This is a genomic window from Oryzihumus sp., assembly GCF_036391795.1.
GTDB lineage: Bacteria > Actinomycetota > Actinomycetes > Actinomycetales > Dermatophilaceae > Oryzihumus.
Genome location: NZ_DASVZH010000161.1, coordinates 1 through 19674 on the forward strand (window position 1 = coordinate 1; position 19674 = coordinate 19674).

The 19674-nt window shown below is 73.8% G+C and carries 17 protein-coding genes and 1 tRNA gene; 10 read left to right on the forward strand and 8 right to left on the reverse strand.

The features are described from left to right. Nucleotides 1–29: 29 nt before the first annotated feature. Together thrS and VF825_RS09815 are read right to left on the reverse strand one after the other, a co-directional pair. Nucleotides 30–2012: a threonine--tRNA ligase gene (gene thrS / locus VF825_RS09810; RefSeq protein ID WP_331112699.1), complete on the reverse strand. Its 1983-nt coding sequence runs from the start codon at nucleotides 2010–2012 to the stop codon at nucleotides 30–32. Between the two features lie 93 nt (nucleotides 2013–2105). Further along, nucleotides 2106–2489, reverse strand: coding sequence for a hypothetical protein (locus tag VF825_RS09815; RefSeq protein ID WP_331112701.1), 384 nt, complete (start codon nucleotides 2487–2489; stop codon nucleotides 2106–2108). Nucleotides 2490–2649: 160 nt separating this feature from the next. Between VF825_RS09815 and VF825_RS09820 the strand changes: the two genes are divergently transcribed. Next, complete coding sequence (locus tag VF825_RS09820) at nucleotides 2650–3255, forward strand: DUF1269 domain-containing protein (RefSeq protein ID WP_331112703.1); 606 nt, start codon at nucleotides 2650–2652, stop codon at nucleotides 3253–3255. 89 nt (nucleotides 3256–3344) lie between these two features. Here VF825_RS09820 and VF825_RS09825 read toward each other — a convergent pair. The 6 genes from VF825_RS09825 to VF825_RS09850 form a co-directional block, all read right to left on the reverse strand. Continuing rightward, nucleotides 3345–3421, reverse strand: a tRNA-Val gene (locus tag VF825_RS09825). 88 nt (nucleotides 3422–3509) lie between these two features. After that, nucleotides 3510–3944, reverse strand: coding sequence for a TIGR02611 family protein (locus tag VF825_RS09830; protein ID WP_331112705.1), 435 nt, complete (start codon nucleotides 3942–3944; stop codon nucleotides 3510–3512). Then, a complete protein-coding gene (locus VF825_RS09835) occupies nucleotides 3941–4420 on the reverse strand; it encodes a GNAT family N-acetyltransferase (RefSeq protein WP_331112707.1) in 480 nt (159 codons plus the stop codon). The genes VF825_RS09830 and VF825_RS09835 overlap by 4 nt, the downstream gene beginning before the upstream one ends. After that, a complete protein-coding gene (locus VF825_RS09840; protein ID WP_331112709.1) occupies nucleotides 4417–5259 on the reverse strand; it encodes an aminotransferase class IV in 843 nt (280 codons plus the stop codon). The genes VF825_RS09835 and VF825_RS09840 overlap by 4 nt, the downstream gene beginning before the upstream one ends. Next, the gene (locus VF825_RS09845) at nucleotides 5256–6281 is read right to left on the reverse strand and encodes a chorismate-binding protein (protein WP_331112711.1); all 1026 of its coding nucleotides are present in this window, start codon (nucleotides 6279–6281) and stop codon (nucleotides 5256–5258) included. Before VF825_RS09845 ends, VF825_RS09840 begins: the two co-directional genes overlap by 4 nt. 81 nt (nucleotides 6282–6362) lie before the next feature. Beyond that, nucleotides 6363–7469 carry a TIGR03118 family protein gene (locus VF825_RS09850; protein WP_331112713.1) on the reverse strand — a complete coding sequence of 369 codons (1107 nt, stop codon included), beginning with the start codon at nucleotides 7467–7469 and terminating at the stop codon, nucleotides 6363–6365. Nucleotides 7470–7879: 410 nt separating this feature from the next. Here VF825_RS09850 and VF825_RS09855 point away from each other — a divergent pair, with 410 nt between their 5' ends. From VF825_RS09855 to VF825_RS09895, 9 genes are all read left to right on the forward strand, one after another. Then, nucleotides 7880–8833, forward strand: a complete 954-nt coding sequence (locus VF825_RS09855; protein ID WP_331112715.1) for a cupredoxin domain-containing protein — start codon at nucleotides 7880–7882, stop codon at nucleotides 8831–8833. A gap of 181 nt (nucleotides 8834–9014) precedes the next feature. Then, nucleotides 9015–10382 carry an MFS transporter gene (locus VF825_RS09860; protein WP_331112717.1) on the forward strand — a complete coding sequence of 456 codons (1368 nt, stop codon included), beginning with the start codon at nucleotides 9015–9017 and terminating at the stop codon, nucleotides 10380–10382. Nucleotides 10383–10386: 4 nt separating this feature from the next. After that, nucleotides 10387–12567 (forward strand): molybdopterin oxidoreductase family protein, encoded by a 2181-nt coding sequence (locus VF825_RS09865; protein WP_331112719.1) that lies wholly within the window; start codon nucleotides 10387–10389, stop codon nucleotides 12565–12567. After that, nucleotides 12564–14075: an NAD(P)/FAD-dependent oxidoreductase gene (locus tag VF825_RS09870; RefSeq protein ID WP_331112721.1), complete on the forward strand. Its 1512-nt coding sequence runs from the start codon at nucleotides 12564–12566 to the stop codon at nucleotides 14073–14075. Before VF825_RS09865 ends, VF825_RS09870 begins: the two co-directional genes overlap by 4 nt. 67 nt (nucleotides 14076–14142) lie before the next feature. Further along, the gene (gene nirB / locus VF825_RS09875; protein WP_331112723.1) at nucleotides 14143–16722 is read left to right on the forward strand and encodes a nitrite reductase large subunit NirB; all 2580 of its coding nucleotides are present in this window, start codon (nucleotides 14143–14145) and stop codon (nucleotides 16720–16722) included. Beyond that, complete coding sequence (gene nirD, locus VF825_RS09880; protein ID WP_331112725.1) at nucleotides 16719–17141, forward strand: nitrite reductase small subunit NirD; 423 nt, start codon at nucleotides 16719–16721, stop codon at nucleotides 17139–17141. Before nirB ends, nirD begins: the two co-directional genes overlap by 4 nt. Then, nucleotides 17138–17740, forward strand: a complete 603-nt coding sequence (locus VF825_RS09885) for a precorrin-2 dehydrogenase/sirohydrochlorin ferrochelatase family protein (protein ID WP_331112727.1) — start codon at nucleotides 17138–17140, stop codon at nucleotides 17738–17740. The genes nirD and VF825_RS09885 overlap by 4 nt, the downstream gene beginning before the upstream one ends. Then, nucleotides 17737–18855 carry a uroporphyrinogen-III synthase gene (locus tag VF825_RS09890; protein WP_331112729.1) on the forward strand — a complete coding sequence of 373 codons (1119 nt, stop codon included), beginning with the start codon at nucleotides 17737–17739 and terminating at the stop codon, nucleotides 18853–18855. Before VF825_RS09885 ends, VF825_RS09890 begins: the two co-directional genes overlap by 4 nt. A 139-nt stretch (nucleotides 18856–18994) precedes the next feature. Continuing rightward, a complete protein-coding gene (locus tag VF825_RS09895; RefSeq protein ID WP_331112731.1) occupies nucleotides 18995–19630 on the forward strand; it encodes a fasciclin domain-containing protein in 636 nt (211 codons plus the stop codon). Nucleotides 19631–19674: the final 44 nt, after the last annotated feature.

Here is a 19674-nt window from a genome sequence, read left to right on the forward strand (position 1 = left end):
CCGCCGACGGTATGCCGTGTGGCCGGGTCTCAAACCTGGGCGCGGGTCTCCACGGCGGTGACGACCTCGGCGATCGCGTCCTCGACCGGGACGCCGTTCTTCTGGGAGCCGTCGCGGTAGCGGAAGGAGACCGCACCGGCAGCCCGGTCGTCCTCGCCGGCGATCAGCACGAACGGGACCTTGGACTTGCTGGCGTTGCGGATCTTCTTCGGGAACCGGTCGTCGGAGGCGTCCAGCTCGACGCGGATCCCCTTCTCCTTCAAGCGGTCCAGCACACCCGAGAGGTAGTCGTTGTACTCCTCGGCGACCGGGATGCCCAGCACCTGCACCGGCGAGAGCCAGACCGGGAACGCGCCCGCGTAGTGCTCGGTGAGCACGCCCAGGAACCGCTCGATCGAGCCGAACTTGGCCGAGTGGATCATCACCGGCTGCTGGCGCGAGCCGTCGGCCGCCTGGTACTCCAGGCCGAAGCGCTCGGGCTGGTTGAAGTCGTACTGGATGGTCGACATCTGCCAGGTGCGCCCGATGGCGTCGCGGGCCTGGACCGAGATCTTGGGGCCGTAGTAGGCGGCGCCGCCGGGGTCCATGACCAGTTCGAGCCCGGACTCGGTCGCGACGTCGCGCAGCACCTCCGTCGCCAGCTCCCACTGCTCGTCGGAGCCGATGAACTTGTCCTTCTTCTCGCCCTCGGTCTCGCGGGTCGACAGCTCGAGGTAGTAGTCGTCCAACCCGAAGTCGCGCAGCAGTGACAGGACGAAGTCGAGCAGGTGCTTGACCTCGCCCGGCGCCTGCTCGGCGGTGACGTAGGAGTGGGAGTCGTCCTGGGCGAACCCGCGCACCCGGGTCAGGCCGTGCACCACGCCCGACTTCTCGTTGCGGTAGACGTGGCCGAACTCGAACAGCCGCAGGGGCAGCTCCCGGTAGGACCGGCCGCGGGAGCGGTAGATGAGGTTGTGCATCGGGCAGTTCATCGCCTTGAGGCGGTAGTCCGTGCCGTCGACGTCGAACGCCGCGAACATGCCCTCCTCGTAGTACGGCAGGTGCCCGGAGGTGTGGAACAGCTGCTCCTTGGAGATGTGCGGGGTGCCGACGTACTCGAAGCCCTCCTCGATGTGCCGCCGACGGACGTAGTCCTCCATCTCGCGCTTGATGATCCCGCCCTTGGGGTGGAACACGGGCAGGCCGGAGCCGAGCTCCTCGGGGAAGGAGAACAGGTCGAGCTCGCTGCCGAGCCGGCGATGGTCGCGACGCTCAGCCTCGGCGAGCCGCTCGAGGTAGGCCTTGAGGTCGTCCTTGGTCGGCCACGCGGTGCCGTAGACGCGCTGCAGCTGCGGGTTCTTCTCCGAGCCGCGCCAGTAGGCGGCCGCGGAGCGCATGAGCTTGAACGCGTTGCCCAGGATCTTGGTGTTGGGCAGGTGCGGGCCGCGGCACAGGTCGCGCCAGGCCAGCTCGCCGTCACGGCGGTGGTTGTCGTAGATGGTCAGCTCGCCCGCGCCGACCTCGGCGGAGGCGCCCTCGGCCGCCTCAGCGGCGCCGCCCTTGAGCCCGATCAGCTCGAGCTTGTAGGGCTCGTCGGCCAGCTCGGCGCGGGCCGCGTCGTCCGAGACCGGTCGGCGGGAGAACGTCTGACCCTCGTTGATGATCCGCTGCATGACCTTCTCGAGGGCCTTGAGGTCCTCGGGGGTGAACGGCTCCTCGACGTCGAAGTCGTAGTAGAAGCCATCGCGGATGGGCGGGCCGATGCCGAGCCTGGCCTTGGGGTGCACCTCCTGCACCGCCTGGGCGAGCACGTGCGCGGCCGAGTGCCGCAGCACGGCCAGGCCGTCCTCGGAGTCGATGGTCACCGGCTCGACGACGTCGCCGTCGGCCAGCACGTGCGCGAGGTCGCGCAGCTCCCCGCCGACGCGGGCGACGACGACGGCCTTGTCGCCCTCGAACAGGTCGCCGGCCGTCGTGCCCGCCGCGACCGATCGCTCGCTTCCAGCGATGACCACGGTGATGTCGGCAGACACGATGAGCTCCTCGGGTTGGTGTGCGTATGCCGCCCGGCCGGGCGGCGGCGTCACGTCACCTCGGGTGACGTGCTGACGATGCTATCGGCCCGCTCAGGCCGTGGGCGCAGCAGTTTCACCCGCGCCGACGGCCAGGAGCACGTCGCCCACGCGGAGGGTGCCGGGCACGACGACGTCGGCGTAGACCCCGGGGCAGCCGGACGGCTTTCCGGTCACGTGGATCTCGGCCGCGCCGATGCGCAGGCGCTGTCCCACGCTGGCCTCAAGCAGCGCCGTGGGCGTGTCCACGACGAGGTTGGCGCGCGGGTGCGTGGCGACGTCCTCCTCCACCGAGACCAGGTGCAGGGCGGCCTTCTTGCGCCGGTCCCCCGCCAGCCCCCCGGCCTCGACGTCGACGTCCTCGAGCACCTGGCCGGGCTCGCCCTTGACCGGGTAGATCCGGATCTCCGTCACGTGCGGCGGCAGGTCGGCGCTCATGCTCCGAGGCTAGTCGCCGAACCCCGCCGGGGCACCTCCATCGCACGGGACGGCCGGGACCCACCCGGCCCGGGCCGCGGGGTCATCCGCGGAGCATGATTCCCGGCCGCGCCGGCACGGTCACGATGGACGCTCGGAAGGCCGGACCGGGAGGCGCGACATGGCCAGCAGTGAGAAGGACACCCTCTTCGTGATCGCCGCGGCGTACGACGACGTCGACGCCGCCGTCGCCGACTACGAGGCGGTCAAGGAGCTCTACCACGAGGTCAAGACCTCGCACGACTTCGACGCCGCGGTGGTCGCCAAGGACGACGAGGGCGACGTGAAGATCGTCAAGAAGCACGAGCAGCCCACCCGGCACGGCGCCGCCGTCGGCCTGGGCTGGGGCCTGGCGGTCGGTGTCACGGCCGCCCTGTTCCCGCCGATCGGCATTGGCATCGCCACGGCCGGGGCCGGCGGTGCGGCCATCGGCGCGGTGGCCGGCCACGCCAGCGGGGGCATGTCCCGCGATGACCTCAAGGACCTCGGCGAGACACTGGACGCCGGACAGGCCGGCCTGATCGTGGTCTACGAGACCAACCTCGCCGACCAGGTCGCCGCCAACATCAAGGCCGCCAACCGGGTCATCTCCAAGGCCACGGACATGGCTGCCGACCAGCTCGCCGACGACCTGCGGCGAGCCGAGGAGGCCACCCCAACCCCGCAGCCGGCGACCACGACGGCCGCAGCCACCACGACCGCTCAGGGCACCGCGACGACGAGCTGAACCAGCGGGCACACCCCGGACCCCGCCCGGGCCCCGGCGTCCCCTGCACACGACGAAGGGCCACGACCTCGGTCGCGGCCCTTCGCAGGTGGTGGACGTGAAGGGACTCGAACCCCTGACCTCTCGCGTGTGAAGCGAACGCTCTAACCAACTGAGCTACACGTCCGGGCGATCCGGCCGGAGCCGTCTCGACGGAGTGGAACAATAGCCGCTCGACGGGCCGGCGCACCAATCGCCCCAGCCGGCACCGGATCTCACAGGCCCAGCGTGCTCTCCAGCCAGTGCTCCCAGGAGTCCGGGAGCAGCCCTGGCGGCCCCTGCCAGCGCAGGTAGGCGTAGACGATGCCCAGCACGAACGCGCACGTCAGCAGCGAGACCGCGACCTTGACCCACCACGGCTGGAGCTTGAGCCAGTCGGTCCAGGCGTCGAGCCGGCGCCGGGCGTGGTGCAGCAGCCGCTGGGCCCAGGCGAACTCCGAGGCGAGTACGGCCAGGCCGAGGAACACGATGAGCCAGCCCGGGCCCGGAGCGGGGACGAGCACCAGCCCGCCGATGGTGATCGCCGCGCCGACGAGCGCCACGACGAGCCGGTAGAGGCGGTGCGCGTGCGGGTTGGAGCGGATCCGGCGGCGCCACGCCCAGTCGTCGTCTGACTCGACCGGGGTGTCGGGGTCGGCGTCGTGCCTCACGGCACCAGCTTCTTGGCCATGTTCACCGCGGTCTCGGCGTAGCCCAACGAGCCGTACAGCGCGCGGGCCACGGCGTTGCCCCCGAAGACGTTGAGCCCGATCTCGGCCGCGCCGCGGTCCCGGGCCCAGCCCTCGGCCCAGGTCATCAGCTCGCGGCCCAGCCCCTTGCCGCGGTGCGCCTCGGCGACCTCGACGTCGAAGACCCAGACCGCGGTGCCGGCGGCGTGGGGGCGCTCGTGCAGCCACAGCTGCCCGGCCACCTCGCCGGTCTCGCCGTCGCGGGCCAGGAACAGGTGGTGGCCCTCCCCCGGGCGGCCCTCCGGGAAGTAGGAGGCCATCTGCTCGGCGGCGACGCGCCGGGCATCGCGCTCGTCCTCCCCGCCGAGGTCCACGCGCTGGCGGACGTAGCCCTCCTCGGACCGGGTGCGGTAGTCCTCGACCTCGGCCTCGGTCATCGGGTCCAGCGTCAGGCTCACGGGTCGTTCCTCTCCCGGGACAGACGGGCGAAGACGTCGGCGGCGGCCCGGGTCACCGGGCCCACGGGCAGCTCGCGCTCGTCGACGGCGTGCACCGGCAGGACGTCCTTGGTGGAGGAGGTGATGAACACCTCGTCGGCAGAGGAGAGCACGTCCATCGGCAGCATCGCCTCGCGCACCGGGATGCCCGTCTCCTGGCACCACTCGATGACCAGCCCGCGCGTGATGCCGGGCAGCAGGCCGGAATCCACCGGTGGGGTGAGCACCTCGCCGCCCACGACGACGAACACGTTGGACCCGGTGCCCTCGCACAGCTCGCCGCGCGTGTTGGCGAAGATCGCCTCCAGCCCGCCGCGCTCCTTGGCGTAGGCCAGCGCGACGACGTTCTCGGCATACGACGTGGTCTTCAGGCCCACCGTGGCGCTGCGCTCGTTGCGCGTCCACGGCACGGTGACCACCTTGCAGGACGCCGGCGGCAGCGGCTGGGCGCCGGCGGTGACGATGTAGGTCAGGGCGGACGTGTCGCGGTCGGACCCCAGCGGCCCCGCTCCCCCGGTGACGCTCCAGCGCAGGCGCCCGAACGCGATCGGCTCGCCGGAGAGCACGTCGTCGATGCCCTTGGCGATGAGGTCGTGGTCGGCCGGCGGCAGGCCCAGGCCGGCCAGGGACCGGTCGAGGCGCCGCGAGTGCCGGGTCAGCGCGAACACCGCACCGTCGGCCACCTTGGCCGTCTCGAACACCCCGTCGCCCACGGTCACCCCGTGGTCCAGGGCCGCGATCGAGGGCGCGCCGGCGTCCACCCGCTGCCCGTTGACCCACACACGTACGTCGTTGCTCATGCCCTGACCCTTCCAGATGCCAGTCCGATGAGGCGAGCGGCTTTGAGCCGTGTCTCCTGCCACTCCTGCTCGGGGTCCGAGCCCCAGGTGATGCCCGCGCCGGTGCCGAACCGCAGCCACCGTTGCCCGGCCGCGTCACGCTCGGCCCAGAACGTGCGGATGCCCACGGCGAGGTCGGCCTCGTCGCGGTCCGCGTCGACCCAGCCCACGGCCCCGCAGTACGGCCCGCGCGGCCCCGGCTCGAGCGCCGCGATGGCCGCGAGCGCCGAGGACTTCGGCGCCCCGGAGACCGAGCCCGGAGGCAGCGTGGCGGCGGCGATCTGCGGCCAGGTGACCCCCGGGCGCAACGAGCCCGAGACCGTCGTGACCAGGTGGGCCAGGCCTGGGTGCTCCTCGGTGGCGCAGAGGACATCGACGCCGACCGTGCCCTCCCGGCACACGTGCGACAGGTCGTTGCGCACGAGGTCGGCGATCATGACGTTCTCGGCGTAGTCCTTGGCCAGCATCTGCCCGGCCTCGGGCGCCGTCCCCTTGATCGGGCGGGACTCCAGCCGGTCCCCCCGCCGTCTCAGGAACAGCTCGGGGCTCGCGCAGGCCACCTCCAGCCCCGCACGGGGCACCCGGATGAGCGCGGCGTGCGGGGCGGGGTTGCCGGCGCCGAGCAGGGCCGCCAGCGCCCCGAGGTCCGCGTCCTCGGGCAGCGGGTGGCTCATCACCCGGCAGAGGTTGACCTGGTAGACGTCGCCCGCGGCCACGTGCCGCCGGATGGAGCGCACCCCTTCCCGGTACGCGGGGCCGTCCAGGCTCGTCTGCCACTCCCCCTCCAGCGGCGACCAGTCCGCGCACGGCGCGGCCCACGGCATACCGGTGGTGCGGCGCACGTCGGCGAAGCGGACACAGGTGGCCTCCCCCTCGAAGGTGACCACGACCGCCCAGAAGCCGCCCTCGTCGAGGCAGGCCAGGTCGTGCCGCACGTCGAGGACCCCACTGGCCTCCCGGTCGGTGAAGCGGGCGACGTCCACGCGGCGATCATAGGTTCCCCCGGCACACAACGGCACAGGATGGGCCCCGGTCGCCGACCGGGGCCCGTCCCCTCCCTGCGCTCAGCCCTGGGACCGCAGGATCCCGAGCAGGCCGTGCGCCTCACCGCCGGGACCGGCGCTGAACCACACGTCGCTCCTGGCGCCCGCGGTGCCGTTGCCGGGCAGCAGTCCCCACAGGCCGTCGATCACCAGGGGGCTGCCGTTCGAGCCGCGCAGGGTGGCCTCGAGGTGGCCGGTGCGCGGGTCCACCGCGTGGATGCGCCCGTCGCCGAAGTTGCCGACGAGCAGGTCGCCGGCCAGCGAGCCGAAGCCGGCCGGGGCGATGGCCATCCCCCACGGCGAGTTCAGGAACCCGCGGCGCAGCAGCTGGCGCACGAAGTGGCCGGAGCGGTCGTAGACGTTGACGAAGCCGTTGCCGGCGCCGGCCACGTCGTCGTGGCGGGCGCTGTCCTGCTTGGCGAAGCTGACGTAGACCCGCCCGTCCAGGACCGCGACGTTGAACGGGGCGTACCCGGTGGGCACGCCGACCGAGGTGAACTGGCCGGCGGCCGGGACCCTGTGGAAGGCGCTGTCGTAGACGTCGACCCGTCCCGCGTGGAAGTTGGCCAGCAGCAGCACCGGGTGGCCGGGCCGCTGCAGCAGGGCGATGCCCTTCCAGACCGTGTTGGCCGGGTGGGCGACCTCGAGGGCACGCGAGGTGTTCCCGGTGAGGTTCCACGCGGACAGGACCCCGTCCTCGCCCGCGAAGACGAACCGGGCCGGGCCGGAGCGGCCACCACCGTGCAGCACGAAGGAGGTCGTGGGGTTGAACAGGTTCCCGGTGGGCGCGCCGCCGGGGATGGTGACGGTCAGCGGGACCTTGGACACCGACCTGCCGGGCTGGGCGCCGGTGTAGACCGTGGCGCGGTCGCTGCCATTGTCCGACACCCAGATCGGCGTGGTCGGTCCGGCGGACAGGCCCCAGGCGTTGACGAGGTTGCGGTCGGTGAGACGGGCGTGTCCGGGGGTGTCGGCGACGAGGTTGAGCTGGCGGAAACGGTCGGTCGGCGCGCTGGCGTGTGCCACGGGCAGGGCCGTGGTGGCCAGGGCCAGCGCGAGGGCACCGGCGGCCACGACGGCACGCCGGGCCGGGACGGACCCGCGCAGGGTCCAGGGGCTCGACAACATGGGGGCCTCCCTCAGGGAGCGGTGGGGCACGCGCCTCCCGGGTGGCGGCGCGACGCCATACCGGTATCCACGAGGCGTCACCGGGACGGGTTCACCCGGTCCACCCCGGTTCCTCCCGGTCCATCCCCCCGCGAGGTGGTGTCCGCGGCGACGTGGACCGCCCTCCGGTGACCGGCGCAGGTGGACGCCGCCCCCGCCTGCCGCGCCTGCGCCGGGCCTGCGTCATCGCTCGCCCCTTTGCCGGAGCCGTGAGAGCCGCACGCGGACGAGGATCGGCTCCGGATGACCCCCACCGGCCCGCCCTCGCCGGTCGGCCGCCGCACCAGGACCGGCGCCCCAGGACCTCAGGCGGGAGCCCTCCCGGCCCGTCCGTCCCCGACGGGCTGCCCGTCATCCCCCGGAGGAGACCCATGAGTTCCCCACCATCCCTGCGGCGCCTGCGCTGGGCGCTGGCCGCCCTCTGCGCCCTGACCCTGGCCGTCGCGTTCACCGCACCGGCGAGCGCCACCGGCGCCTCGACCTCCCACCCGCGCACCTGGCACGTGTCCGTCGCGGCGGAGTCCCACAACAAGGCCATCCAGACCATGGCGTTCATGCCCGGCACGATCTGGGTGAACGCCGGCGACAGCATCCTCTGGACGGTCCGGGCCGGTGAAATCCACACCGTCACGTTCCTCGCCTCGGGCCAGAAGCTGCCGGAGTTCAACCCCTTCGACCCCAAGATGGTGACCCGCCAGGGCGGGAGCAGCTACGACGGCCACTCGTACTACAACTCCGGCCTCCTCTCGAACCAGGGCAAAGGCTCCGGGTTCCCGGCCGGGTTCACGTACACGCTGAAGTTCCCCAGGACCGGGAACTTCACCTACTGGTGCCTGGTGCACGGCATGTTCATGAAGGGCACCGTGCACGTACGTGCTGCCGGCACGAAGTACCCCTTCACGCAGGCCGACTACAACCGTCAGGCCGACCACAAGAAGGCGGCCGACCTGCGTGAGGGCCAGCGGCTGTGGAACGACACGGCGAAGAAGGCCACCAACCACACCGTCTACGCCGGCGCCGACGGCAAGCACGCCATGGTCATGCGGTTCATCGACCCGCACGTCAAGATCCACGTCGGTGACAGCGTGACGTTCAAGAACAGCGGCATGCTCGCCCCGCACACCATCACCTTCGGGCCGGAGCGCACGAACATCTTCGTCCCCTACGGCGACCCGAAGCACTTTGCCGGAGGGCAGCTCAACTCCGGCATCCTGCTGCCCGGACACAACTTCACGGTCACGTTCACCAAGGCCGGGAAGTACTCCTTCATCTGTGCCCTGCACGACTTCCTGGGCATGGTCGGGACGGTGACGGTCACCAGCTAGGCCGCCTGACCGCGCGACGGCGCGGGACGGGCCACGCCGGCCCGCCCGCGCCGTCCTCACAGCCTCCTTCCCCCTGCCGAGAGGGAGCTGTTACGGCGCCTTTACGGCGACCGTGAGCCGCCGAAACACCCCGCGGCCAGCCTTGGCGGGTCCCCCTCCCCGGACCCGACAAGGAGCCCCCATGTCCGCTCCCACGCACCTGCCGGCGCCCGGCGCCCACAGCCCCGGTGCCGACCCGACACCTCCCCACCACCGCTCGGGGCGCTGGCTCGAGCACTGGGACCCGGAGGACCCCACCTTCTGGCGGGGTGGCGGCCGTGCCATCGCGCACCGCAACCTCGCGCTGTCGGTCTACGCGGAGCTGCTCGGCTTCTGCGTCTGGGCCCTGTGGAGCGTCGTGGTCCCCCTGCTGCCCGCGGCCGGCTTCGACCTCAGCCTCGACCAGCAGTTCTGGCTCATCGCGCTCCCCAGCCTGGTCGGCGCGACCCTGCGCATCCCCTACACGTTCGCCGTCCCGGTCCTCGGTGGTCGCAACTGGACCGCGGTCTCCGCCCTCCTCCTGCTGGTCCCGTCCAGCGCCCTGGCCTGGGCCGTGACGCACCCGTCGACCCCGTTCGGGGTGCTCCTGCTGCTCGCGGCACTGGCCGGGCTCGGTGGGGGCAGCTTCGCCTCCTCGATGACCAACATCTCCTTCTTCTTCCCCGAGGCGCAGAAGGGCAGGGCCCTGGGGATCAACGCGGCGGGCGGCAACCTCGGCACCGGGCTCGTGCAGCTGGCCGTACCGGCGTTGGTCACTGCCGGCGCCGGCCTGCACCTGGCCCGCGCAGGGCTCGTGTTCATCCCGCTGTCGCTGCTGGCGGCCGTGCTGGCCTGGCGCTACATGGACAACCTCGGCACCGCGCGCGCCGACTACCGCAGCTTCGCGGCGGCCGCGCGCAACCGGCACACCTGGGTCATCTCGTTCCTGTACATCGGCACCTTCGGGTCCTTCATCGGCTACTCCGGCGCGTTCCCCACCCTGCTGAGGAGCCAGTTCCCCGAGGTCAGCACGTCGATCGCATTCGTCGGGGCGCTCGTCGGAGCGCTCACCCGCCCGCTGGGCGGCATCGTGGCCGACCGCCTCGGTGGCGCGCGGGTCACGCTGGGCGCCCTGGCCCTGCTGGCCGCCGGCGCCGTCGCGGCCGTGGCGGCCCTGCAGGCACACAGCTTCCCCCTCTTCTTCGGGGCGTTCATGGTGCTGTTCACCGCTGCCGGGATCGGCAACGGGGCGACCTACCGGATGATCCCGGCCGTCTTCCGGGCCGGCGTGCACGGCGAGCGCCAGCTGGCACGGGCGCGCAGGGCCGCAGCGGGCTGCATCGGCATCGCCGGCGCCGTCGGGGCGTTCGGCGGGTTCCTCATCCCTCGAGGCTTCGCGGCCGCCACGTCGACCTACGGCTCCCTGGTCCCGGCGCTGTGGGTGTTCGTCGCGGCCTACGTCACCATGGCCGCCACCACGTATGCCGTGTACCTGCGCCGCGGCGCGGCCCTCGCCTCGGCCGGGGTGTGAGGCGATGGACCTCCACCTGACCACCGACCGCGCCACCGGCAGGGCCGCGGACGGCGCCGCCACGCACTGCCCGTACTGCGCGCTGCAGTGCGCCATGACGCTGCGGTCCGCCGCCGACGCATCCGTCGAGCTCCAGGGGCGGGACTTCCCCACCAACCGGGGTGGCCTGTGCCAGAAGGGCTGGACCGCAGCATCCGTGCTGACGGCACCGGACCGGCTGACCACGCCCCTGGTACGCAACGCCGCCGGGGACCTCGTGCCCGACTCGTGGGAACGCGCCCTCGACCTGGTCGCGGACCGGCTTCGGGCCATCCGGCGCACCCACGGTGCAGACGCGGTGGCGGTCTTCGGCGGGGGCGGCCTGACCAACGAGAAGGCCTACCAGCTGGGCAAGTTCGCCCGGGTTGCGCTCGGCACTGCCAACATCGACTACAACGGGCGGTTCTGCATGGCCAGCGCTGCGGCCGCGGCCAACCGGTCCCTCGGCGTGGACCGCGGCCTGCCGTTCCCCCTGACCGACCTGGGAGGCGCCGACGCGGTGCTCCTGCTCGGCAGCAACCTGGCCGAGACGATGCCCCCGGCGGTGGGGCACCTGGGGGCCGCGAGGGCACGGGGCGGCCTGGTCGTCGTCGACCCACGCCGCAGCGCCACGGCCTCGCTCGCCGGCGACGGCCAGGGCATCCACCTGCAACCGGTGCCCGGCACCGACCTTGCCGTGCTGCTGGCCCTGCTACACGTCGTGCTCGCCGAGGACCTTGCCGACACGGCATACCTCGGGGCCCGCACCACCGGGCTGGACCGGCTGCGCCGCTCGGTCACCCCCTGGTGGCCGGAGCGGGTCGAGCAGGTCAGCGGCGTGCCGGCCGACCTGCTGCGCCGGACCGCGCGGCTGCTCGCCTCAGCGAGCCCGTCGCGTGGCGGTGCCGGGGCGTTCGTCCTCACCGGCCGCGGGGTCGAGCAGTCCCGGCAGGGCACGGACACGGTGACGGCGGCGATCAACCTCGCCCTGGCGCTCGGCCTGCCGGGCCGGCTCGGCAGCGGGTACGGCGCGTTGACCGGCCAGGGCAACGGCCAGGGCGGCCGCGAGCACGGCCAGAAGGCGGACCAACTCCCCGGCTACCGGAGGATCGACGAGCCCTCGGCCCGGGCCCACGTCGCCGGCGTCTGGGGCGTCGACCCCGATACGCTGCCCGGTCCGGGGCGACCGGCGGTCGAGCTGCTGGCGTCCCTCGGGCGCCCCGGTGGCCCGCGCGCGCTGCTGGTGCACGGGGCCAACCCCGTGGTCAGCGTCCCCCGCGCCGTGGCCGTCCGCGAGCGCCTCGCCTCCCTCGACCTCCTGGTGGTCTGCGACGTCGTGCCGTCCGAGACGGCCGCGATGGCGGACGTGGTGCTCCCGGTGACCCAGTGGGCCGAGGAAGAGGGCACGATGACCTCGCTGGAAGGCCGGGTGATCCGGCGCCGCCAGGGCGTGGAGGCGCCGGACGGCGTTCGATCGGAGCTCTGGGTTTGGTCCGAGCTCGCACGCCGACTCGGGGCACCGGGCACGTGGAGCACGGTCCCCTCCGAGGTCTTCGCCGAGCTGGCGGCGGCCAGCGCCGGCGGCCGCGCCGACTACAGCGGGCTCAGCCACGACCGGCTGGACGCCGAGCCCGCCCTGTTCTGGCCCTGCCCGGCCCCGGCCGCCGGCAAGGCACCCCACCCGGGCACCCCCCGGTTGTTCCTCGACGCCTTCCCCACCCCCGACGGGCGGGCCCGGCTCGTCCCCGTGGACCACCGGGGACCCGACGACCAGGTCAGGCCCGCCGCTCCCACGTGGCTGGTCACCGGCCGAGTCCTGCAGCAGTACCAGTCCGGGGCACAGACCCGCCGCGTCCCCGAGCTCTCGGGTGCTGCACCAGGACCGTTCGTCGAGATCCACCCCCTGCTGGCCCAGCGCCTGGGCGTCCCCGACGGCGCGCTGGTGTGCCTGGACAGCGAGCGCGGACGGGTCACCGCGCCGGCCCGGCTCACCGAGCAGGTTCGCCCGGACACCGTCTTCATGCCCTTCCACTGGGGCGGCCGCGGCAGCGTCAACCGGGTCACCAACGACGCGACCGACCCCCTCTCGGGGATGCCCGAGCTGAAGGTCTGCGCGGTCCGCGTGTCCCCGGCCCCGTGCCTCGAGGACACCGGGGAGGACACATGACCCGGTTGGTCGTGGTCGGCAACGGCATGGTGGGCGCGCGGTTCGTGGAGGACCTGCTGGCGGCGGACGACCTCGGGCGCTTCCAGGTCACCGTGCTGGGCGCGGAGGCGTGCGAGCCGTACAACCGGGTGCTTCTCAGCGAGGTGGTCTCCGGAGCCCACGACCTGGGGTCGTTGGCGCTCCCCTCTCCGCGGCACCCACGGCTGCGGGTGCACCGCGGCGACGCCGTCGCCTGGCTCGACCGCGAGGACCGGGTCGTCGGGACGCGGGGCGGCAGGCGCACCCGCTACGACCTGCTGGTGCTAGCCACCGGGGCGAGGGCGCGGGTCCCCGAGCTCCCCGGGCTCGGCCCCGAGCTGCCCGCTGGGGTCCACCCGCTGCGCACCATCGACGACGCCCGCGAGATCGTGGCGGCCACCCTCAACGCCCGCAGCGCGGTCGTGCTCGGGGCCGGGGTGCTCGGCCTGGAGGCGGCCTCGGGACTGGCCCGGCGGGGCCTGTCGGTGACCGTGGTCCACCCGGCTCCCGGGCTGATGGACCGGCAGCTCGACGCCGACGCCAGCCGCGTGGTCGAGACCGCGATGACCCGCATGGGCATCGCGCAGCGGGTGGGTGTCGGCGCGGCGGCCGCGCTGGTCCGGGACGACCGGCTGCATGGCCTGCGTCTCACCAGCGGCGAGGTCCTGCTGGCGGACCTGCTCGTCGTCGCGGCCGGCACCGTCCCGGACACCGACCTCGCCGCCTCGGCCGGGCTGCGCACCGACCGCGGGATCGTGGTCGACGCACAGCTCGCGACCAGCGACCGCCGGGTCCACGCCATCGGGGACTGCGCCCAGCCGCCGGAGGGCAGCACCGGTCTGGTCGCCCAGGGCTGGGACCAGGCCAGGCAGCTCGCGGCGCACCTCACCGGCTCGGGCCAGCCCGCGCGCACCACCGACACCGGCCCGGCAGACGTGGTGCGGCTCAAGGCCTCCGGCCTCGACGTCGTGACCATGGGCGTCTGCGGGTCACGGCGTGAGGACGACCCGCGCCGGCGCACGGTGCGACTCACCGACCCCGACCGCGGCCGCCACGTGGAGGTCGTCGTCAGCGACGAGCGGCTCGTGGGCGCCACCTGCGTGGGCGCCCCGGACGTGGCGGCCGACCTCGTCGCGGCCTACACGCGACGGACCCCGGTGCCGGTGGACCCGGCATACCTCCTCCTGCCCGCCCTGCCATCCCGTGCCGGCGCAGCCGGCACGGAGCCCGCCTCGTTGGCCGCCCATGCCACCGTGTGCCGCTGCAACGGGGTCTCCAAGGCCGACATCGTCGCCGGGCACGCCGCAGGCGCCACCACGGCCGAGGCGGTCGCCACGGCCACCCGGGCCACAACCGGCTGCGGCGGCTGCCTCGAGGAGGTGTGCCGGCTGCTCGACTGGCTCGACGGGACCGGCCCCGGCCGGCCCGCCCAGGCGGCCCGCCGCTCGCCGGGCGAGCCGGTCCTCACACGTCGCACGACCGCGCCGTGACATCCCTTTTACGCCCGGGAAACACCGGCTGCACGCCCCCGAAATCCCCGATCCCTAGGTTCCCGACATGCCCCAGACGCCCCCGCACCAGCACCACCTCGTCGTCATCGGTGGCGGCATGGTGGCCCAGCGCCTCGTCGAGGCCCTGCGCCAGCGCGACGCCGCCGGCGCCTGGCGGGTGACGGTCCTCTCCGAGGAGCCGCACCTGCCCTATGACCGGGTCGCCCTGACGAGCTTCTTCAGCGGCCGCGACGCCGCCGGCCTCGCGCTCGGCGACCCGGGGCTGTGGGACGACCCCCGCGTCACCCTCTCCCGCGGCGAGGGTGCCAGCACCATCGACCGCCGGGCTCGCACGGTGGGCACGACCTCCGGGCGACTGCTGCACTACGACCAGCTGGTGCTGGCCACGGGCTCCGCCCCGTTCGTGCCCCCCGTCGCCGGCGCCGACCTGCCCGGGGTCTTCGTCTACCGCACGCTCGACGACGTCGCCGCACTGCGACGGTGGGTCGGCGTCCGGGCGAACCGGACCGGGCGTCAGCTGCGCGGCGCCGTCGTCGGCGGTGGCCTGCTCGGGCTCGAGGCGGCCGGGGCGCTGCAGTCGATGGGCGTCCACAGCACCGTGGTCGAGTTCGCCCCGCGGCTCATGGCGGTCCAGGTCGACGAGGGTGGCGGCCAGGCGCTGCGCCGCATCATCGAGGGACTGGGCATCGACGTCCGCACCGGCGCAGCCACCGAGAGCCTCGTCGCCGGGCCGGAGGGTGACGTGGCCGGCATGTGCTTCGACGACGGCGGTGCGATCGAGGTGGACGTGGTGGTCATGGCAGCCGGGGTCCGGCCTCGTGACGAGCTGGCCCGCGCCGCCGGCCTTCCGGTCGGCGAGCGCGGCGGCGTGCTCGTCGACGACGCCTGCCGCACGGCGGACCCGAGGGTGTCCGCGGTCGGTGAGGTCGCGTGCATCGGGGGCCGCACGCTGGGGCTCGTCGCCCCGGGCTACGCCATGGCGGAGGTCGTGGCGGACCGTCTGCTGGGCGGCAGCGCCACCTTCCCGGGGGCCGACCTGTCCACCAAGCTCAAGCTGCTCGGCGTCGACGTGGCCTCCTTCGGTGACGCGTTCGCCGCCACCCCGGGTGCACTCGAGGTGGTCTACGCCGACCCGTTGGCCTCGGTGTACAAGAAGCTCGTCGTCAGCGACGACGCCCGGGTACTGCTGGGCGGCATCCTCGTCGGGGACGCCTCGGCATGGGCAGCGCTGCGGCCACTGGTCGGGCGCCCGCTGGGGGGCGACCCGGCGGCATACCTCCTGCCCGAGGGTGTCGCTCCGCCCGGAGGCGACCTGCCCGGGGACGCGCTCGTCTGCTCCTGCAACAACGTGACGGCGCACGAGATCCGTTGTGCCGTGAGCGAGTCCGGCTGCTCCGACGTGGCGTCGGTCAAGGGCTGCACCCGGGCGGGGACGAGCTGCGGGTCCTGCCTGCCGCTCGTCAAGCGGCTGGTCGGCACCGAGCTGGAGGCGGCCGGCGTCACCGTCAGCAGCGCCCTGTGCGAGCACTTCGAGCTCTCCCGCCCCCAGCTCTTCGACGCCGTCCGGGTCACGGGCCTGCGGACCTTCAGCGAGATCATCGAGCGTCACGGTCGGGGCCGCGGATGCGACATCTGCAAGCCCGTGGTCGGCTCGATCCTGGCCACCCTCGGGGCCGGGCACATCCTCGACGGCGAGCGCGCCAGCCTGCAGGACACCAACGACCACGTCATGGCCAACCTGCAGAAGGACGGCTCCTACTCCGTGGTGCCACGCGTGCCGGGCGGGGAGATCACCCCCGAGGGCCTCATCGCCATCGGGGAGGTCGCCCGGGAGTTCGGCCTCTACACCAAGATCACCGGCGGGCAGCGGATCGACCTCTTCGGGGTGCGTCTCGAGCAGCTCCCGCTCGTCTGGCGCCGGCTCGTCGACGCCGGGTTCGAGTCCGGCCACGCCTACGGCAAGTCGCTGCGGACGGTGAAGTCGTGCGTGGGGTCGACGTGGTGCCGTTACGGCGTGCAGGACTCGGTGGGCCTGGCCATCGCGCTCGAGCTGCGCTACCGCGGGCTGCGGTCGCCGCACAAGCTCAAGCTCGGGGTCTCCGGGTGCGCCCGGGAGTGCGCCGAGGCCCGCGGCAAGGACGTCGGCGTCATCGCCACGGACGGCGGGTGGAACCTGTATGTCGGGGGCAACGGCGGCTTCACGCCCCGGCACGCGGTGCTGCTCGCCGAGGACCTCGACACCGAGCGGCTCGTGCGGACGATCGACCGGTTCCTCATGTACTACGTCCGCACGGCCGACCGGCTGCAGCGGACGGCGGCCTGGCTCGAGGAGGTCGACGGCGGGCTCGACGCGGTCCGCGCGGTGGTGCTGGAGGACAGCCTCGGCATCGCCGCGGACCTCGACGCCGCGATGGCCGCCCACGTCGACTCCTACGAGGACGAGTGGGCCGCGGTGCTCGCCGACCCCGAGAAGCTGCGCCGCTTCGGCTCGTTCGTCAACGCCCCCGACCAGCCTGACTCCTCCCTGGCGTACGTCAGCGAGCGTGGCCAGGCCCGTCCCGCCACCGCCGAGGACCGGCGCCGCGGGCTCCTGATCGCCGGAACGACCCTGGAGGTACGCCGATGACCGCCACCGTGGCCCCCGACAGCACCCCCGCCCGGCCCGAGCCGCCGGAGGCGAGGGTCGAGGAGACGTTCGAGCCGGTGTGCCCCCTCCACGACCTGCCGGTCGAGCGGGGGGTGGCCGCCCTCGTGGGCGGCGAGCAGGTGGCGTTGTTCCGGACCCACGACGGCGCGGTGTTCGCGGTGCAGCAGCTGGACCCCTACTGCGGGGCGCACGTCATCTCCCGCGGCATCGTCGGCACCCGTGGGGCGGTACCGACCGTGGCCTCGCCGATGTACAAGCAGGTGTTCGACCTGCGCAGCGGCGAGTGCCTCGACCCGGCGGGTCGCGAGCTCCTGGCGTTGCGGACGTGGCCGGTGCTGGTCCGGGCCGGGGTGGTGCATGTCGGCCGGACGCGGGTCGTGAGGGCTCGGGCGGCATGACCACCCTCCTGGGGCTCGACGTGACCGGCCGGCCGGTCCTCGTCGCCGGCGGCGGACCGGTGGCGGCCCGACGGGCCGGGGTGCTGGCCGCGGACGGCGCGCTGGTCACCGTGGTCGCGCCGCGCCTGTGCGAGGACCTGCGCCGGCTCGTCGCCTGCGGGGCGGTGACCTGGGCGGAACGGAAGGTGGCTGAGACGGACGTGGACGGGGCCTGGCTCGTGCACGCCGCGACCGATGACCCCGGGGTGAACGACGCCCTGTGCACCTGGGCGAGCGCCCGGCGCGTGTGGAGCGTCAACGCCGGTAACGGGGAGCGAGGGACGGCCAGGACGCCGGCGACCACGGTGCACGCCGGGCTCGCCGTGGGCGTCGTCTCCACCGGTCGCCCGGACCCGGCCCGCGTGGCCGCGGTCCGCGACGCGCTCGACCTGACGCTCACGTCCGGCCGGGTCGACCTGCGTGCCCGCCGACCGCCCGGCGGCCGCGGTGGCCACGTTGGCCGCGGCGGCGACGGGCATGCGGCGTGCACGGAGCACGAAGGGTCGCCTGCCGTGCTCCTCGTGGGCGCCGGGGCCGGCCTGCCGACGGGCCGCACATGAGCGCCCGCCTTGGCCAGGTGCTCGCCGGCTGCGTCGTGCTCATCACCGCCGACCGGCGCTCGGGCGAGCTCGCCTCGGCACTGACCCGACGCGGCGCCAGCGTCCGGCACGCCCCGGCCCTGAGCATCGTTGCCCACGAGCACGACGAGGAACTGCTGCACCAGACCCGCCGGCTCGTGCAGCACCCACCGGACACGGTCGTCATCACGACCGGCATCGGGCTGCGCGGGTGGGTCGAGGCCGCCGATGCGGCGGGCCTGGCCGACGAGCTGCTGTCCGTGCTGGCCGGCTGCCGGATCGTCGCCCGGGGCCCCAAGGCCTGCGGTGCCATCCAGGCAGCGGGGCTCAAGGCCGACTGGGTTGCCGAGTCGGAGACCTCCGCCGAGGTCCTCCAGACCTTGCTGACGGACGGCGTCAGCGGCCAGCACGTCGCGGTCCAGCACCACGGCGCCGGCGCGGACGGTCTCGACGCCGAGCTCGCCGCGGCGGGTGCCGAGGTGACGAGCCTGGTCGTCTACCGCTGGGGGCCGCCCCCTGACCCGGGAGCGCTGGCCGCCTCCGTCCTCGCCGCCGCCGGCGGGGGGTTCGACGCCGTGGCCTTCACCTCCGCGCCCGGCGCGCAAGCATGGCTGGACTGCGCGGACGGTGCCGGCGTGGGCGAGGAGGTGGTGCGCCGCTTCGCCGCGGGCGAGATGGTCGCCGCCGCCGTCGGCCCGGTGACGGCCCGACCGCTGGTCGCGCGCGGCATCCAGCCGCTCGTGCCCGAACGGGGCCGGCTCGGGGCGCTGGTGCGCACCCTGGTGGGCCACTTCGAGGAGTCCCGGACGTCGGCCGTCACCACGCCCGTGGGAAGCCTGCAGGTGCGCAGCACCGTCGCCCTGCTCGACGGGCACGTCCTGCCCGTGTCGCCGAGCGGCCTGGCGGTGCTGCGCCTGCTCGTGGACGCCCGCGGCGGGGTGGTGACCCGGGACCAGGTGCTGCGTGTCCTGCCCGGCGACTCCCGTGACCCGCACGCCGCCGAGGTGGCGGTCGCTCGCCTGCGGGAAGCCTGCGCCGACCGATCACTCGTCCAGACCGTCGTCAAGCGCGGCTACCGGCTCGCCGTGAGCACCTGAGGGGACGGGCGCGAGGAGGGCGGCGAGGGCTCCCTCGGCCACGAAGCAGGCGGCCGGCCATCCGCGGGCCGCCGGGCTCCGAATCCCTGGTGGACCGGTCGTCCCCGGACCGGTCGCACCGTCACGAGAGGACCTCATGATGAAGCTCCGTCGCCTGTCCGTCATCCTGGCCGCCGCGCTGGCCCCGGTCGCCGCCGCCCCGATTGCCTCGGCTGCCCCGGCCCACGCGGACAGTCCGCCCGGTACCCGCAGCCTGGCTGCCGTGCTGACCTCCCACGGATACGCCTTCGACCACAACTGGCACGACTACGACATCCTCACCCACGCAGTCCTGGCGGTGCTGGCCGCCAAGCCCCACAGCGCCGTCTCGGTGCTCACCGACGGGACCAAGCCGCTCACGGCCTTCCTGCCCGACGACCGCGCCTTCCGGCGGCTCGCCGTGGACCTCGCCGGCCGGGAGCTGAACAGCGAAAAGGCCGTCTTCGACACGCTCGTGAAGAAGGCCGGCATCAACACCATCGAGTCGGTGCTGCTTTACCACGTCGTCCCGGGCGCCACCATCGACGCCGCGACGGCACGGCGCTCGGACGGCGCGCACCTCGCCACGGCACTCGGCGGCGCGACGGTGACCGTCGACGTGGACGGTCGCCGGATCTCGCTGGTGGACAAGGACCCGAACTCCGCCAACCCCGCGGTCGCTGTGCCTGACATCAACAAGGGCAACCGGCAGATCGCGCACGGCATCACGCGGGTGCTGCGGCCGCTCGACCTCTGAGCGGCAGCCGGAGGGTGGCCGACATGGGGACGGCCACCCTCCTC